Annotated in this window: 15 protein-coding genes; 6 read left to right on the plus strand and 9 right to left on the minus strand. The window is 71.5% G+C overall.

The annotated features are described in order from the left end of the window. Complete coding sequence (locus tag AB0D49_RS32150; RefSeq protein ID WP_362764357.1) at window positions 1–849, minus strand: ABC transporter permease; 849 nt, start codon at window positions 847–849, stop codon at window positions 1–3. Next, window positions 846–1,868, minus strand: coding sequence for an ATP-binding cassette domain-containing protein (locus AB0D49_RS32155; protein WP_362764360.1), 1,023 nt, complete (start codon window positions 1,866–1,868; stop codon window positions 846–848). Before AB0D49_RS32155 ends, AB0D49_RS32150 begins: the two co-directional genes overlap by 4 nt. 324 nt (window positions 1,869–2,192) lie before the next feature. Here AB0D49_RS32155 and AB0D49_RS32160 point away from each other — a divergent pair, with 324 nt between their 5' ends. Beyond that, window positions 2,193–3,182, plus strand: coding sequence for an NAD(P)H-quinone oxidoreductase (locus AB0D49_RS32160; protein WP_362764362.1), 990 nt, complete (start codon window positions 2,193–2,195; stop codon window positions 3,180–3,182). Here AB0D49_RS32160 and AB0D49_RS32165 read toward each other — a convergent pair. Continuing rightward, window positions 3,163–3,732: a hypothetical protein gene (locus AB0D49_RS32165; protein ID WP_362764364.1), complete on the minus strand. Its 570-nt coding sequence runs from the start codon at window positions 3,730–3,732 to the stop codon at window positions 3,163–3,165. The genes AB0D49_RS32160 and AB0D49_RS32165 overlap by 20 nt on opposite strands. A gap of 125 nt (window positions 3,733–3,857) precedes the next feature. Between AB0D49_RS32165 and AB0D49_RS32170 the strand changes: the two genes are divergently transcribed. Beyond that, window positions 3,858–4,394 carry a bacterial proteasome activator family protein gene (locus AB0D49_RS32170; RefSeq protein ID WP_362764367.1) on the plus strand — a complete coding sequence of 179 codons (537 nt, stop codon included), beginning with the start codon at window positions 3,858–3,860 and terminating at the stop codon, window positions 4,392–4,394. Window positions 4,395–4,901: 507 nt separating this feature from the next. Here AB0D49_RS32170 and AB0D49_RS32175 read toward each other — a convergent pair. Further along, a complete protein-coding gene (locus AB0D49_RS32175) occupies window positions 4,902–6,584 on the minus strand; it encodes a protein kinase (RefSeq protein ID WP_362764370.1) in 1,683 nt (560 codons plus the stop codon). A 390-nt stretch (window positions 6,585–6,974) separates the two neighbouring features. On the opposite strand from AB0D49_RS32175, the gene AB0D49_RS32180 reads away from it, so the two are divergent. Next, entirely contained in the window at window positions 6,975–8,531 is a 1,557-nt protein-coding gene (locus AB0D49_RS32180; RefSeq protein WP_362764673.1) for a protein kinase, read from the plus strand. A 28-nt stretch (window positions 8,532–8,559) separates the two neighbouring features. On the opposite strand, the gene AB0D49_RS32185 is transcribed toward AB0D49_RS32180, so the two are convergent. Beyond that, window positions 8,560–9,045 (minus strand): pyridoxamine 5'-phosphate oxidase family protein, encoded by a 486-nt coding sequence (locus AB0D49_RS32185; RefSeq protein ID WP_362764373.1) that lies wholly within the window; start codon window positions 9,043–9,045, stop codon window positions 8,560–8,562. 280 nt (window positions 9,046–9,325) lie between these two features. Then, window positions 9,326–9,985, minus strand: coding sequence for a response regulator transcription factor (locus tag AB0D49_RS32190; RefSeq protein ID WP_362764376.1), 660 nt, complete (start codon window positions 9,983–9,985; stop codon window positions 9,326–9,328). Window positions 9,986–10,338: 353 nt separating this feature from the next. Between AB0D49_RS32190 and pdhA the strand changes: the two genes are divergently transcribed. From pdhA to AB0D49_RS32205, 3 genes are read left to right on the plus strand one after another with little or no spacing between them, the layout of a single operon-like run. Further along, window positions 10,339–11,514 carry a pyruvate dehydrogenase (acetyl-transferring) E1 component subunit alpha gene (pdhA, locus tag AB0D49_RS32195; RefSeq protein ID WP_362764379.1) on the plus strand — a complete coding sequence of 392 codons (1,176 nt, stop codon included), beginning with the start codon at window positions 10,339–10,341 and terminating at the stop codon, window positions 11,512–11,514. Between the two features lies 1 nt (window position 11,515). Continuing rightward, on the plus strand, window positions 11,516–12,496 hold the full coding sequence (locus AB0D49_RS32200; RefSeq protein WP_362764382.1) for an alpha-ketoacid dehydrogenase subunit beta: 981 nt from the start codon (window positions 11,516–11,518) through the stop codon (window positions 12,494–12,496). Between the two features lie 10 nt (window positions 12,497–12,506). Further along, a complete protein-coding gene (locus AB0D49_RS32205; RefSeq protein ID WP_362764385.1) occupies window positions 12,507–13,913 on the plus strand; it encodes a dihydrolipoamide acetyltransferase family protein in 1,407 nt (468 codons plus the stop codon). A 136-nt stretch (window positions 13,914–14,049) separates the two neighbouring features. Here AB0D49_RS32205 and AB0D49_RS32210 read toward each other — a convergent pair whose 3' ends face one another. From AB0D49_RS32210 to AB0D49_RS32220, 3 genes are read right to left on the minus strand one after another with little or no spacing between them, the layout of a single operon-like run. Next, window positions 14,050–14,739, minus strand: a complete 690-nt coding sequence (locus tag AB0D49_RS32210; protein ID WP_362764387.1) for a contact-dependent growth inhibition system immunity protein — start codon at window positions 14,737–14,739, stop codon at window positions 14,050–14,052. 11 nt (window positions 14,740–14,750) lie between these two features. Then, window positions 14,751–15,050: an RNase A-like domain-containing protein gene (locus tag AB0D49_RS32215; protein ID WP_362764390.1), complete on the minus strand. Its 300-nt coding sequence runs from the start codon at window positions 15,048–15,050 to the stop codon at window positions 14,751–14,753. Window positions 15,051–15,067: 17 nt separating this feature from the next. Then, window positions 15,068–15,628, minus strand: a complete 561-nt coding sequence (locus AB0D49_RS32220) for a hypothetical protein (RefSeq protein WP_362764393.1) — start codon at window positions 15,626–15,628, stop codon at window positions 15,068–15,070. Window positions 15,629–15,641: the final 13 nt, after the last annotated feature.

Genomic DNA, 15,641 nt, shown 5'->3' on the forward strand with positions numbered 1-15,641 from the left:
CTACTTGCGGTTGTAGAGCCGCATGGTGACCGGCCCGAAGACCAGCACCAGCAGGGCGGCCCAGCCCAGCGACCAGGCGACATCGGCGCCCGGCCACTCGCCCGCCATCAGCCCGCGCACCGCCGACGCCAGATGGGTCACCGGGCTGTTGTTGACGAACGCCTGGAGCCAGCCCGGCATGGTGCTCGGATCGACGAACACATTGGACAGGAAGGTCAGCGGGAAGATCACCATCATGCTGACGCCCATCACGGACTTCTCGCTGCGCAGCATCAGCCCGAACATGGTCCAGATCCAGGAGAACGCGAACGAGAAGACGATCAGCAGGGCTATCCCGGCGACCACCCCGACGAAACCGCCGTCCGGCCGGAACCCGATGATCATGCCCACGGTCAGCATCACCACCGAGGCCATCACATACCGCAGGGCGTCCCCCAGCAGATAGCCGACCATCACCGACGGCCGCCAGATCGGCAGCGAGCGGAACCGGTCGAAGACGCCCTTCTCGATGTCCGTGTTGACCGCGACACCCGTGTACATCGTGATCATCACCACCGACATCACCAGGATGCCGGGCAGCAGGAACTGGATGTACTCCCGGGGCGAGCTGGCCAGCGCCCCGCCGAACAGGTACGTGTACATCAGCACCAGCATGATCGGGAACGCGGTGACGTCGAAGAGCTGCTCGGGTACGTGCTTGATCTTCAGCATCGCCCGCCAGCCGAAGGTCAGCGACGCCGACCAGGCGCTGGGCCGGGCCGGCCGCTCCTTGGCGACCAGCAGATGCGCCAGCGAGTCGGCGCTGACCGGCGCGAGATCCTTGGTGTCCGTGGTCGTCGCGGTACTCATACCGCCACCCCGCCTTCCGTCTTCGCGGCCCGCGAGGCGCCGTCGGTCTGTGTGTCGTGCCCGGTCAGGGCGAGGAACACCTCGTCCAGGCTGGGCTGGCCGAGGGAGAAGTTGTCGACGGTGATGCCGTTGCGGGCCAGCTCCGCGAGCGCCCGGGAGGCCCGCTCGGCGGCCCCCTGGCCGTTGCCCGCGTCGCCGACCCGCGCGGTCAGCGCCACCGGATCGGGTTCGAGCTGCACCTCAGCGTCCAGCGCGGCGCGCAGCACCCGCTCCGCCTCGGCCCGCTGTACGGCGTCCCGCAGCCGCACATGCACCGAACCGGCGCCCACGGACGCCTTCAGCTCGCCCTTGGTGCCCTCCGCGATCACCTTCCCGCGGTCGATCACCGCGATCCGGGACGCCAGCTGGTCGGCCTCGTCCAGATACTGCGTGGTCAGCAGCACGGTGGTGCCGTGCGCGACGACCGCGCGGACGATGTCCCACACCTGGTTGCGGCTGCGCGGATCGAGTCCGGTGGTCGGCTCGTCCAGGAAGAGCAGATCCGGGGTGTTCAGGATGGAGGCGGCGATGTCGATACGGCGCCGCATTCCGCCGGAGTAGTGCTTGACCTGCTTCCCGGCCGCCTCGGTGAGCCCGAACGCCTCCAGGAGCTGGGCGGCGCGCGCCTGCGCGGCCTTCTTGCCATGTCCGAGGAGCCGCCCCAGCAGCACCAGGTTCTCGGTGCCGGTGAGGTCCTCGTCCACGGAGGCGTACTGCCCGGTGAGGCTCACCCGCGCACGGACGGCGTCGGCCTCCCGTACGACGTCGTGGCCGAAGATGTGGGCCTCACCGCCGTCCGGGCGCAGCAGGGTCGCGAGCATCTTCACGGTGGTGGTCTTGCCGGCGCCGTTCGGGCCGAGGACGCCGTAGACCGTGCCGGTGGGCACCGTGAGGTCGACGCCGTCGACGGCCCTGGTCTCGCCGAACTTCTTCACCAGGCCGGCGGTCTCGATGGCGAGCCCGGAGGTCGGCTGGCTCATGGTGGGTTGTCCTTCCGGAGGTCCTTTCACGGACATGGGTGGTGCATGGGCAGACCTTTACCGTGGCTTGGACTCATCGGTTTCGCACAGTGTTTTCTGCCGGGACCGGACCAAAGTCGGAGGGAAGGGCGGAGGGACGGACGCGGGGCGTAGGTCGCGGGGACCAGTGGGGACCTGGGCCGGAGGACCGTCGCAGCCCTGGTCGCGGGGGCGTCCGTGGCGTCCCTGGCCCCGGGGAGCGGGCGCCGGTGGACCGCCGGATCAGGCCCGTGCGGAGGTCGCACCCCTGGTCCCGGGGCGGAGGCCGGGCGGTAGCGTCGGGCCATGCATGCGATCACGATTTCCGAACCCGGTGGGCCCGAGGCGCTCGTATGGGGCGAGGTCTCCGATCCGGTGCCCGGCGAGGGCGAGGTGCTGGTGGACGTCGTCGCCAGCGCCGTCAACCGTGCCGACATCCTCCAGCGCCAGGGCTTCTACAACCCTCCGCCCGGTGCCTCCCCCCACCCCGGCCTGGAGTGTTCCGGCCGGATCTCCGCACTCGGCCCCGGTGTCTCCGGCTGGGCCGTCGGCGACGAGGTGTGCGCGCTGCTCGCGGGCGGCGGCTACGCCGGGAAGGTCGCCGTCCCGGCCGGCCAGCTGCTGCCGGTCCCGGCGGGCGTCTCCCTGGTGCACGCCGCCGCCCTCCCCGAGGTGGCCTGCACGGTCTGGTCCAATGTCTTCCAGGGCGCCCAGCTGCGGCCCGGCGAGACGCTGCTCGTGCACGGCGGCTCCAGCGGCATCGGCACCATGGCGATCCAGCTCGCCAAGGCCGTCGGCGCCCGGGTCGCCGTCACCGCGGGTACCCAGGAGAAACTGGACCGCTGCGCCGGACTCGGCGCCGACATCCTTGTCAACTACCGCGAGCAGGACTTCGTGGCGGAGGTCGGCAAGGCCACCGACGGGGCGGGCGCCGACGTCATCCTCGACAACATGGGCGCGAAATATCTCGACCGCAACATCCAGACCCTCGCCCTCAACGGCCGGCTCGCGATCATCGGCCTCCAGGGCGGTGTCAAGGCCGAGCTGAACATCGCCGCGCTGCTCGCCAAGCGCGCCACGATCAGCGCGGCCTCCCTGCGGGCCCGTCCGCCCGCCGAGAAGGCGGCGATCGTGACCGCCGTACGCGAACATGTCTGGCCGCTCGTCGAAGGCGGCCGGGTCCAGCCCGTGATCGACCGGGAGCTGCCCATGAGCGACGCCCCGGCCGCGCACCGGCTGGTCGAGGAGAGCACCCACGTCGGCAAGGTCCTGCTGGTCACTCCCGGCGCAGCCTGAGCCCCAGGAAGGCGAAGCCGAGCCCGAGCCCGATCAGCATCAGACCGCCGCCCAGCGGCAGGATGCGCGGCGCGGGCCCGGCCCGCCGCCCACTGCCGGCGACATCGGCCCCCTCGGGAACCCGCGACGAGGCCGACGAGTACGGCGCCGGGTCCGACGACGAGTACGGCGTGTGCCGAGGGAAAAGGGGGTCTCCCGCCCCCTGGTCCCCCTCGGCGGCGGTCTCGTCGATCCTCCCCGGGTCCCCCTCCGCCGCCGTCGCCGTCGCCTCGGTCCTCCCCGGCCGCCGCCGTCCCTCCCCCGGCACACTCCCCGCCCGGCTCTCCGGGTCGGACGGCACCGCCCGGGAGACCGGGGCGCGGTCGGCCCCCGGATACGAGCCGACGGCGGCGTACGCCACCCGCGCCCCCACCCCGGACCCCGCTCCCGCCCCCGTCACACCGGCCAGCGCCGTCGCGCACACCGCCGTCGCGCACACCGCCGCCGCCCCGAGCCCCGCCCGCACCCGGGACCCGACCGCTGGCCTGGACGGCGGCGAGGGACGCGTCACAGGACAAGCGTCACATCCCACCCGTGACCCGGCATTTCCCGGGCGTCCGGGCGGGCGAAGCGGCGGAACCGCCCGCACGGGGGGCGGCGCGGTGATGAGGTGGACGGGTGCGAGAGAATGACGGCATGGAGATGCCGAGGAACGAAAGGTCGCCGGAGAACAACCAGCGCATTCTGGTCGTGGGCCAGGACGGCATGGCTCTCGGTGGCGGCGGAGATGACGACGACGTCCGCGAGATCCCGGTCACCGAGCAGGTCGAGCAGCCGGCGAAGGTCATGCGCATCGGCAGCATGATCAAGCAGCTCCTGGAGGAGGTGCGGGCGGCTCCCCTGGACGAGGCCAGCCGCGTCCGGCTCAAGGAGATCCACGCCAGCTCGGTGAAGGAGCTGGAGGACGGCCTGGCGCCGGAGCTGGTCGAGGAACTGGAGCGGCTCTCCCTGCCCTTCACGGACGAGGGCACACCCTCGGACGCGGAACTGCGGATCGCCCAGGCACAGCTGGTCGGCTGGCTCGAGGGTCTCTTCCACGGGATTCAGACCACGCTGTTCGCCCAGCAGATGGCCGCGCGGGCCCAGCTGGAGCAGATGCGCCGGGCGCTGCCGCCGGGCATGGCCCCCGAGGGCCCCGGCGAGGACCCCCGTACGGGCGGCCCGTACCTCTAGCCCACCCCGCCCCTTTACCCCGAGTCCACCCCCGAGGCCCGGCGCCACCGCCGGGCCTTCCTCATGCCCCGCGCGTCACGCTCCGCGCCCATGCCCTGTGCGTCACGCTCCGCGCCCATGCCCTGTGCGTCACGCTCCGCGCCCATGCCCTGTGCCGCAGACCCCGCGTCTCGCGCCCGGCGCCCCGGCACGGGCACGCCCCGCGTCTCAGCCCCCGTGCTGCACGTCCCGCGTCTCGCGCCCGGCGCCCCGGCACGGGCACGCCCCGCGTCTCAGCCCCCGTGCTTCACGTCCCGCGTCTCGCGCCCGGCGCCCCGGCACGGGCACGCCCCGCGTCTCAGACCCTGCGCTTCCTGCCGCGCGTGCTACACGTCCCACGTCTCAGACCCCGCGCTTCACGTCCCGCGTCTCGCGCCCGGCGCCCCGGCACAGGCACGCCCCGCTCCTCAGACCCCGCGCCTCACGCCCCGCGCAGGGCACCGCCCCGCGCCCCGGCACGGACCCCGCTCAGGCCGGATTCCCCGTGGACACGCTCAGCTGGATCTCCGGCATGTCCTCCGGGTCCAGATCCGTCCCCGGCGCCGGGAACTGCTTCATGACCGCGCCCTCGCCGTAGGTGTTCTCGTCGACGCTTTCGAGCTGCTGCCCCCAGCCCGCGGCCTGGAGGCACTCCTTCACCGAGTCGATGTACTTGTAGCGGAAGTCCGGCATCTGGATCTTGTCCGGGTCGTTGTACGCCTCTTCCGGCTCGGTGCACTCGGTGGTCTCGATGGTCTTGGCCGTGTCCGGACCCCGGTACCCCGGCTGCTCCGACGCCGACGCGGACGCCGAGGCCCCCGCATCGCCGCCCGTCCCCTCGTCGTTCCCGCCACCCCGTGTCACCAGCACCGCGATCAGTCCGCCGACCGCCAGCAGCGCCACCAGCACCGACCCGATGATCACCGGCCGGTTCCCGCGCCCCCCGCCCCCGGGCTGCTGCGGCCCGGTGACATAGGGCGGCGTCGGCGCGGACGGAGCCCCCGGCTGCCCCGGATATCCCACGGCGGGCGTCTGATAGCCCCCCTGCTGCGGATACCCGTACGCGGCGGACGGCGCCCCGTACGCCTGCTGCTGCGACGGAAGCGACTGATGCGGCTGATGCTGCTGCTGAGGGGACGGATGCGGCTGGTGAACCGGCTGGTACGGCGTCTGCACCGCGCCCTGCGGTCCCGGCACGCCGCTCTGCCCGACCGGCGGGAACACCGCCGACCCGACCCCCGCCCCGCTCTGCGGTCCGCTGCCCGGCACGATGCTGGGCGGCGCGGCCTGGAAGGACGCGGCGACCCGCAGACACTCGTCCCGCATGGACTCGGCGGTGGGGAAACGCTCGTTCGGGTTCTTCTTCAGCGCCCGGGTGATCAGCGCGTCCACGGCCGGGGGCAGCGCGCGGTTCACCGAGGAGGCGAGCACCGGCTCCTCCTGCACATGCGCGTACGCGATGGCCAGCGGCGAGTCCGCGTCGAACGGCAGCCGCCCGGTGACCAGCTGGAACAGCATGATGCCGACCGAGTAGAGATCGGAGCGCGCGTCCACCCCGCGCCCGAGCGCCTGCTCGGGGGAGAGGTACTGCGGGGTCCCGACGACCATCCCGGTCTGGGTCATCGACGTCACCCCGGACTGCATGGCCCGCGCGATGCCGAAGTCCATCACCTTGACCACACCGCGCTTGGTGATCATGACATTGCCCGGCTTGATGTCCCGGTGCACCAGCCCCATCTCATGGCTGATCTCCAGCGCCGCCAGCACATCCGCGGTCACCTTCAGCGCGTGGTCCGCGGACATCGCGCCGAACCGCCGTACATCCTCCTCGAACACCGAGCCGAGCGGACGGCCCTCGACGTACTCCATGACGATGTACGGCGTCGTCATCCCGTCGACGTCGTCCTCGCCGGTGTCGAAGACCGAGACGATATTGGTGTGCGTGAGCTTCGCCACCGCCTGGGCCTCGCGCCGGAAGCGCTCCCTGAACGCCTGTTCACGGCCGAGATCCGTGTGCAGTGTCTTGATCGCCACCTGTCGGTCGAGCACCGCGTCGTAGGCGAGATGGACCGAGGCCATACCGCCCTGGCCGAGCAGATCGCGCAGTTGATAGCGCCCGCCGGCGAGCGCCCGCCCCGCGTACCGGTCCTGTGCGCCGTCCTGCTGGCTCATTGTTCCGCGTCCCCCATCGGCACAGGCGACAGCGGCTGCGCCCCCGTGCCTCACCGGTGATCGAATGTGTTGATCCCGGCCAAGTCTGCCCCAGGGCACCGACACGTCAAGCGCGGTGCCCGTTCCGTGACCGTACGCGAAAGAAGCGTCGCGGAAGCGTTACAGCACGCTGACCGCGGGCGCACAGGATTTGCACCAGGTTACGGGCGCGGGGTTTCATGACCGGTCCCGCCAAGGGTGGCGGCGGCACCGCGCGGACCCCTTCTCCGGGTCCCCACGGGCCGGTTCGGGCCACCTGTCCGGCACCTCTGGCTTGCGCGGAGGCTGTAGCGTGGCCGACGGAGACCGTAACAACACCGCGCGCACCGCGGGCAGAAACGACGGCGAGGACTGATGGCACAGCAGCGCGCTCAGGGCCCGTCCGACCCCGAGGCGGCTGGCGGCGGTATGTCAGACGCGCCGGACCTGTGGGGTAACGGCGGGCTGGTAGGCGACGGCCGGTACCGGCTGACCGGCAGACTCGGCCGGGGCGGTATGGCCGAGGTGTTCGCGGCCGAGGACGTACGCCTCGGGCGCACGGTCGCCGTGAAGCTGCTGCGCTCCGATCTCGCCGAGGACCCGGTGTCCAAGGCCCGCTTCACACGCGAGGCGCAGTCCGTCGCCGGGCTCAACCACCACGCCATCGTCGCCGTGTACGACTCCGGCGAGGACATGATGGGCGGCCAGAGCGTGCCGTACATCGTGATGGAGCTGGTCGAGGGGCGCACGATCCGTGATCTGCTGCTCAACGCCGAGGCGCCGGGCCCCGAGCAGGCGCTGATCATCGTCTCCGGTGTCCTGGAGGCGCTCGCCTACTCCCACCAGCACGGCATCGTGCACCGGGACATCAAGCCCGCCAACGTGATCATCACCGACACCGGTGCGGTGAAGGTGATGGACTTCGGCATCGCCCGCGCCCTGCACGGCGCGTCCACCACGATGACCCAGACCGGCATGGTCATGGGCACGCCCCAGTACCTCTCCCCCGAGCAGGCGCTCGGCAAGGCCGTCGACCACCGCTCCGACCTGTACGCGACCGGCTGTCTGCTCTACGAACTGCTCGCGCTGCGCCCGCCGTTCGTCGGCGAGACCCCGCTGTCGGTGGTCTACCAGCACGTCCAGGACATCCCGACACCGCCCTCCGAGGTCTCCGACGCGTCCCCGCCGGAGCTGGACGGCCTCGCCATGCGCGCCCTCGCCAAGGAGCCCGACGACCGCTTCCAGACCGCCGAGGAGATGCGCGGCCTGATCCAGTACGGCCTCCAGATGCTGTACGACCAGGGCGGCCACACCGGCACCTGGAACACCGGCCCGGTGGACACCCACGACGGCCGCCACACCCCGCCGATGGGCACGGCCGGTACGGCGGTGCTGCCGCACCCCCATGACGGCACCTCGCAGATCCCGCAGCCGATCATCCAGTCCTACGGCAACGGCCGGGACGACGGCGGCTTCGAGGGACACGGCAACCGCGGACGCGGCTCGGGCAAGCTGTGGATACTCGCGGTGCTCGGAGTGGTCGCGATCATCGCGGGGGTCGCCCTGGCGCTGAACAACGACAACACCGCGGGCGGCGGCGGGGACCCCTCGGGGTCGCCGACCACCTCGCAGACCAGCGAGGAGAGCCCGGCCAGCCAGTCGCCGAGCGACGAGGCGACCCAGGAGCCGACCGAGCAGGACACCCAGGAGAACAACAACGGCAACGGCGACTGGGAGTACACCCCGTCGCAGCGCCCGTCGTTCACGCCGTCGCAGGAGCCGACCGAGGAGCCGACGGACACCCAGCCGACGGACACGGAGCCCACGGACACGCCGACGGCGACGGACACGGGCGAGCCGGAGCCGACGGACACGACGACGGACGAGCCGCAGCTGCCGACGAACACACCGTCGGGCGAGTTCGGCTAGCGGGGCTGCCGGGGTCAGCAGCCGCGGGTCAGCCCAGTTGCCCGAACCGCTCGCGCAGCCCGCCGTCCATCGAGTGGACCGTCGCGAACTGCGGGGTCACCCGGAGATAGACGGGCGCGTACGGCTCGCCGTCCACGGCCAGCGGGGCGGGGCCCATACGGTCCAGCTCCGCCGGGGTCGGCCGGGCCGCCTCACATGTGCCCACGATCTGCACGGACCACTGCCCCCCGGGCGTGTCGGGCCTGGTGGGAGCCGTGTCGGTGGAGTGGTCCGGCCCCAGACCGTCCGGCCCCAGACTGTCCGCGCCATAGGCGACGATCTGTCCCTCGCACGCCTGCGGATAGCCGTGCCGCGCGTGCATCCGCAGCAGCACCCGGCCGTCGCTCACGATGTGCCGCGCGGGCATGAGAAAGGGCAGCGCGCGCATACTGGCCGCGACCCGGCCGTAGTCGATACGGCCGAGGAGGTCGGTGGCCAGGGACAGATCGGCGGCCGGCGTGTCGTCGGTGGGCATGATCACCACTGTGCGCGACCGCGGGGGCCCCTCATAGGGGCGGCGGCCCCGAGTGGGCAGGGACGTAAGTCCCGAGGCGGACGTATCGGCACGGGGCGGGTGGGCTGCCGGGCGGGCTACTGGGCGGGCGGCCCGGTGGGTCCGGCGGGCGGGTCCGGGCGTGTCGATCGGGTCGGGGTCCGGGAGTACCGATCGTGTCGATCGGGTCAGGGTCCGGGAGTGTCGATCGGGTCGATCGGGTCGAGGTCCGGGCGTGTCGATCGGGTCGATCGGGTCGTGCTCAGCGTCTCTCGGCCTGTGTGCGCGCCACATACGCCGCCGCCTGGGAGCGGCGCTGCATGCCCAGCTTGGAGAGCAGGCTGGAGACGTAGTTCTTGATCGTCTTCTCGGCGAGGTGGAGTTCCTCGCCGATCTGCCGGTTGGTGAGGCCCTCGCCGATCAGATCGAGGATGCGGCGCTCCTGGTCGGTGAGCCGGGCGAGCCGGTCGTCGCCCTTGGCGCCGCCTCCGTCGCGCAGCCGCTCCAGGACCCGCGCGGTGGCGACCGGGTCGAGCAGCGAGCGGCCGGCGGCCACGTCCCGGACGGCGGTGAGCAGCTCATTGCCCCGGATGGCCTTGAGGACATAGCCGGAGGCGCCCGCCATGATGGCGTCGAAGAGGGCCTCGTCGTCGGCGTACGAGGTGAGCATCAGACAGCGGATCGAGCCGTCCGCGGAGCGGATCTCCCGGCAGACCTCGACGCCGCTGCCGTCCGGGAGCCGTACGTCGAGCACCGCCACGTCGGGCCGGGTGGCCGGAATCCGGACCAGGGCCTCGGCGGCGGTACCGGCCTCGCCGACCACCTCGATGTCCTCCTCCACGGTGAGCAGCTCATGCACGCCACGCCGGACCACTTCATGGTCATCGAGGAGAAAAACCCTGATTTTTCCGTCTTTCTGCACGCGGACAGTGTCACATACAGGCCCTTCCCGCGCCCGGGGTGCGCGAGATAACGTGCCGTTGTTCCGGCCCCCTGCGACGCTGTGACCAGGAGTTGTTCCCGGCTTTCCGGATTTACTTGGAAATCCAAGCAAAATCCCAGGTCAGGCGGGGTTTCACAGAAATGTGGAGCACTGGGTAACGTGAAGGTCGCGGGGTGCTCGCCGGGGCACCTCACGCCTGTTTCCCGACCGGCCGCACACCACCCCGTGCACCGGAAGGAGAACGGGTGGACCGCTCTCCCTGGCTCTAAACGGAGCCCGGGAGACCCCAGCACCCGGCGAACCCGGGTATGCCGGACGACGGAGGAGCACACGTGACCGTGGAGAGCACTGCCGCGCGCAAGCCGCGACGCAGCGCCGGTACCAAGAGCACGGCCGGTAAGCGATCGACCCGGACGTCACCGGGGACCGAGCCGGAACTGGTGCAGCTGCTGACCCCCGAGGGCAAGCGCGTCAAGAACGCCACGTACGACCCGTACGTCGCCGACCTCACCCCCGAGACCCTGCGCGGGCTGTACCGCGACATGGTGCTCACCCGCCGCTTCGACGCCGAGGCCACCACCCTCCAGCGCCAGGGCGAGCTGGGCCTGTGGGCCTCGCTGCTCGGCCAGGAGGCCGCCCAGATCGGCTCCGGGCGGGCCCTGCGCGACGACGACTACGTCTTCCCGACCTACCGCGAGCACGGCGTCGCCTGGTGCCGCGGGGTCGACCCGACCAACCTGCTCGGCATGTTCCGCGGCGTCAACAACGGCGGCTGGGACCCGAACAGCAACAACTTCCACCTCTACACCATCGTCATCGGCTCCCAGGCGCTGCACGCCACCGGCTACGCCATGGGCGTCGCCAAGGACGGCGCCGACTCCGCCGTGATCGCCTACTTCGGCGACGGCGCCTCCAGCCAGGGCGATGTCGCCGAGTCCTTCACCTTCGCCTCGGTCTACAACGCGCCGGTGGTGTTCTTCTGCCAGAACAACCAGTGGGCGATCTCCGAGCCGACCGAGCGCCAGACCCGCGTCCCGCTCTACCAGCGCGCCCAGGGCTACGGCTTCCCCGGTGTCCGGGTCGACGGCAACGACGTCCTGGCCACGCTCGCGGTCACCCAGTGGGCGCTCCAGCGGGCCCGTGAGGGCGAGGGGCCGACGCTGGTCGAGGCGTACACGTACCGGATGGGCGCGCACACCACCAACGACGACCCGTCCCGCTACCGGCACGACGACGAGCGGGCCGCCTGGGAGGCGAAGGACCCGATCCTGCGCCTTCGCCGCCATCTCGAGGCCGCAAACCACGCGGACGAGGGATTCTTCGCGGAACTGGAGGCGGAGAGCGAGGCGTTGGGCAGACGAGTACGCGAAGTGATCCGGACCATGCCCGACCCGGACCACTTCGCCATCTTCGAGAACGTGTACGCGGACGGACACGCGCTGGTCGACGAGGAGCGCGCCCAGTTCGCCGCGTACCAGGCGTCGTTCAGCGATGTGGAGGGGGTCTGAGATGGCGGTCGAGAAGCTGGCGGTGGCCAGAGCGATCAACGCGTCGCTGCGGCACGCGCTGGAGACGGACCCCAAGGTCCTGATCATGGGTGAGGACGTCGGCAAGCTGGGCGGTGTCTTCCGCGTCACCGACGGCCTCCAGAAGGACTTCGGGGAGAGCCGGGTCATCGACACCCCGCTCGCCGAGTCCGGCATCGTCGGTACGGCCATCGGGCTCGCCCTGCGCGGCTACCGCCCGGTGGTGGAGATCCAGTTCGACGGGTTCGTCTTCCCGGCGTACGACCAGATCGTCACCCAGCTCGCCAAGATGCACGCGCGGGCGCTGGGCAAGATCAAGCTGCCCATCGTCATCCGTATCCCCTACGGCGGCGGCATCGGCGCGGTGGAGCACCACTCGGAGTCCCCGGAGTCCCTGTTCGCGCATGTGGCGGGCCTGAAGGTGGTCTCCCCTTCGAACGCCTCCGACGCGTACTGGATGCTCCAGCAGGCCATCCAGAGCGACGACCCGGTGATCTTCTTCGAGCCGAAGCGGCGCTACTGGGACAAGGCCGAGGTCAACACGGACGCCATCCCGGGCCCGCTGCACAAGGCGCGGGTGGTCCGTCCGGGCAAGGATCTGACGCTCGCCGCGTACGGCCCCATGGTCAAGCTCTGCCATGAGGTGGCGGACGCGGCGGCCGAGGAGGGCAAGTCCCTGGAGGTCCTGGACCTGCGCTCGATCTCCCCGCTGGACTTCGACTCCGTGCAGGAGTCGGTCGAGCGGACCCGCCGACTGGTCGTGGTCCATGAGGCGCCGGTGTTCTTCGGCTCCGGCGCGGAGATCGCCGCCCGGATCACGGAACGCTGCTTCTACCACCTGGAGGCGCCGGTGCTGCGCGTGGGCGGCTATCACGCCCCCTACCCGCCGGCCCGCCTGGAGGAGGAGTACCTTCCGGGTCTCGACCGGGTGCTCGACGCCGTCGACCGCGCCTTGGCGTACTGAGGAGAGGGTCGTGACGACGATGACCGAAGGGTCCGTACGCGAGTTCAAGATGCCCGACGTGGGCGAGGGACTCACCGAGGCCGAGATCCTCAAGTGGTACGTCCAGCCCGGGGACACGGTGACGGACGGCCAGGTGGTCTGCGAGGTCGAGACCGCCAAGGCGGCCGTGGAACTCCCGATCCCCTACGACGGTGTGGTCACCGGCCTGCACTTCCCCGAGGGCACCACGGTGGATGTGGGCACGCCGATCATCGCGGTCCAGGTGGGGGAGGCGGCGCCCGGGACACCGGCCGCCGTCCCGGCTCCCGCCCCGGCCGCCGAGCCGGCTCCCGCCCCCGCCGCCGAGCCCGAGCAGCCGCAGGAGCGCCAGGCGGTCCTGGTCGGCTACGGCGTGGCGGCGTCCTCCACCCGGCGCCGCCCGCGCAAGCAGCCGTCGGCCGTCCCTGAGGCGGTGGCGGCGATCCAGACCGAGCTGAACGGGCACGGCACGCCCGCGCCGCCCGAGCCGTCCGCGTCGCCTGCCGAGCGCCCCTTGGCGAAGCCGCCGGTCCGCAAGCTGGCGAAGGATCTGGGGGTCGATCTGACGGCGGTGGTCCCGTCTGGCCCGGACGGGATCATCACCCGCGAGGACGTCCACGCGGCGGCGACCGCGCCGACCGCGGTGCCCGCTCCGCAGACCGAGCCCCAAGCCCCTGCCCCGTCACCGGTGCCGTCGGCGCTGGAGACCCGGGTCCCCGTCCGGGGCGTGCGCAAGGCGACCGCTGCGGCGATGGTGGACTCCGCGTTCACCGCCCCGCACGTCACGGAGTTCGTGACGGTCGACGTGACGCGCACGATGCGGCTGGTGGAGGACCTCAAGCAGGACAAGGACTTCGCGGGCCTGCGGGTGAACCCGCTGCTGCTGATCTCCAAGGCCCTGCTGGTGGCGATCAGACGCAACCCCGAGATCAACGCGTCCTGGGACGAGGCGAACCAGGAGATCGTGGTCAAGCACTATGTGAACCTCGGCATCGCCGCGGCCACCCCGCGCGGGCTGCTCGTCCCCAACATCAAGGACGCCCACGCCAAGACCCTGCCGCAACTCGCGGAGTCCCTCGCCGAACTGGTCGCCACGGCCCGCGAGGGCAAGACATCCCCGGCGGCGATGCAGGGCGGCACGGTCACCATCACCAATGTCGGCGTCTTCGGCATCGACACCGGTACGCCCATCCTGAACCCCGGTGAGTCCGCGATCCTCGCGGTCGGCGCGATCAAGCTCCAGCCGTGGGTCCACAAGGGCAAGGTCAAGCCCCGCCAGGTCACCACCCTGGCCCTGAGCTTCGACCACCGCCTGGTCGACGGCGAACTGGGCTCCAAGGTCCTGGCGGACACGGCGGCGGTACTGGAGCAGCCGAAGCGGTTGATGACCTGGGCGTGAGCGGAGGGGGGTGAGGGGGAGGGGGCTTCGCCGACCCGGCGATTCGCCGGCCTGGCGATTCACGTGCCCGGCGATGCGCGCGGACGCCGACTCACCCGCCGACGAGGGAGCCCCGCCCCCGCCCCCTCGCCCTCCCTCACTCCGTCGGCTGTCCCGGCCCCCGCGTCGACGCGTCCTCCAGTTTCCCGGCGACCAGGTGGAGCCAGGCGCCCGGGGTCAGAGGGGCCGGAGGGTCGACCTCCATGCCCAGTTCGGCGAGGGCGAGGGCGCATTCGGGGTCGGGCAGATCGAGGGCGAGCAGTTCCCGCAGCTCGCCGATGAGCCGGGCGACCAGCTGGGGGTCGGTGGACTCCCGGTAGTCGGCGACGGCCAGGTCGGGGTCGTCGCCGAACTCGTCGGGCAGGTCCTGGGAGAACCAGCCGCCGAGGAACTGGCCGAGTTCCGGGAAGCGGGCGTGCCACTCCCCATGGGTGTCGGGGACGGCCGGGGGCGGGACCTCGCCGGTCTCGACGCTGTGCCGGATGTGGTCGGCGAGACAGTACAGCCAGCGCTGGAGGTCGGCCTCGGGGAGTCCCACGTCCGGGATCGCGTAGAACTCGCCGAGCCGTAGCCGGAGTCGGCCCGGGGGATGCTCCGCGTACTCCCGGAGCTGGCGTTCGGCCAGGGCGAGGGCCCAGGGGCGGGTGTGCCAGGTGTGCCGCAGATAGGCGGTCAGCGCGCGGCCGGGCCGCTCCGGTGTGTCGTCCGCCGGGCACCCGGCGTACGCGCGCATGACCTGGTCCAGCTCGCCATAGCGACGGTCGTGTTCGAGGGGGCTCAGCGGCACGGGTCGGCTCTCTACAGGTAGATGGGGAAGGTGGACAGGACGACGAACCCGTGCGGCCGGTCCGCGTCCCGCTTCAGGACGACCCGGGCCGCGCGTACGTCGAGCGGCTCCCGCCCGGCGAGCATCATCGCCTGGAGCAGCACCCGGCCGACCGGTTCGGGGCGCGAGGGCCAGGACGCCTCGATGGCCAGCCGCGCCCGCGTGCCCTGCGCCAGCCAGCGATGGATCACCTGCTCATTGACGGTGACGACCTGCTGGGTGGCCCACTGGGCGGTGGCGTGGTCGGGGTAGGTGGAGGTGCGGGTGCGCATAGGGGGATCGGGCTCCGTCAGCTGGGGTCGAAGGCCCAGAAGAGACCGACCTCTTCCGGTGAGACGACGACGACTCCGAAGTCGCCGGTGTATTCGCTGAAAGGCCACCAACCGGGGACGCGGTGGGTGGTGAGGTCGAGGGAGGGCGACCGCCTCGCCGCGCTGACGTTGGTGTGGAAGCTGGCCTTGTCGCCGTAGCGGTCCAGCAGAAGGTGCGCGTCCGCGCGTCTTTGGGCCGCTTCCTCCTCGGACGGCAGCGGTGCCCATGCCCAGTCGCAGGCCATGATCTCCAGCAGCCGGGCCGCGCTCTCCGGGGTGATCTCCCAGAGGTGTTCGGCCACCGTGTCACGTGAGAGAGGGCGGAAGGGAAAGGACGTCCGGCCCGATGTCCGCCGTTCGTCCGTGTCCTGGTCGAGGACGCGCCAGCCGCGAGGGTCCTCGGTTTCCCGGTTCAGCAGGGCGAGAACGTCGCTCTGCCAGTCGGGCTGTGTCCTCGGGCCGGTGGCCGCATAGGCGTACACATCCTCCAGGAGCCGCAGGGCTGCCGACTCCCAGGCGACCTGGGTCACGTTCTGCATTTCTGCTCCTGGA

It is taken from the genome of Streptomyces sp. NPDC048290 (genome assembly GCF_040652095.1).
Lineage (GTDB): Bacteria > Actinomycetota > Actinomycetes > Streptomycetales > Streptomycetaceae > Streptomyces.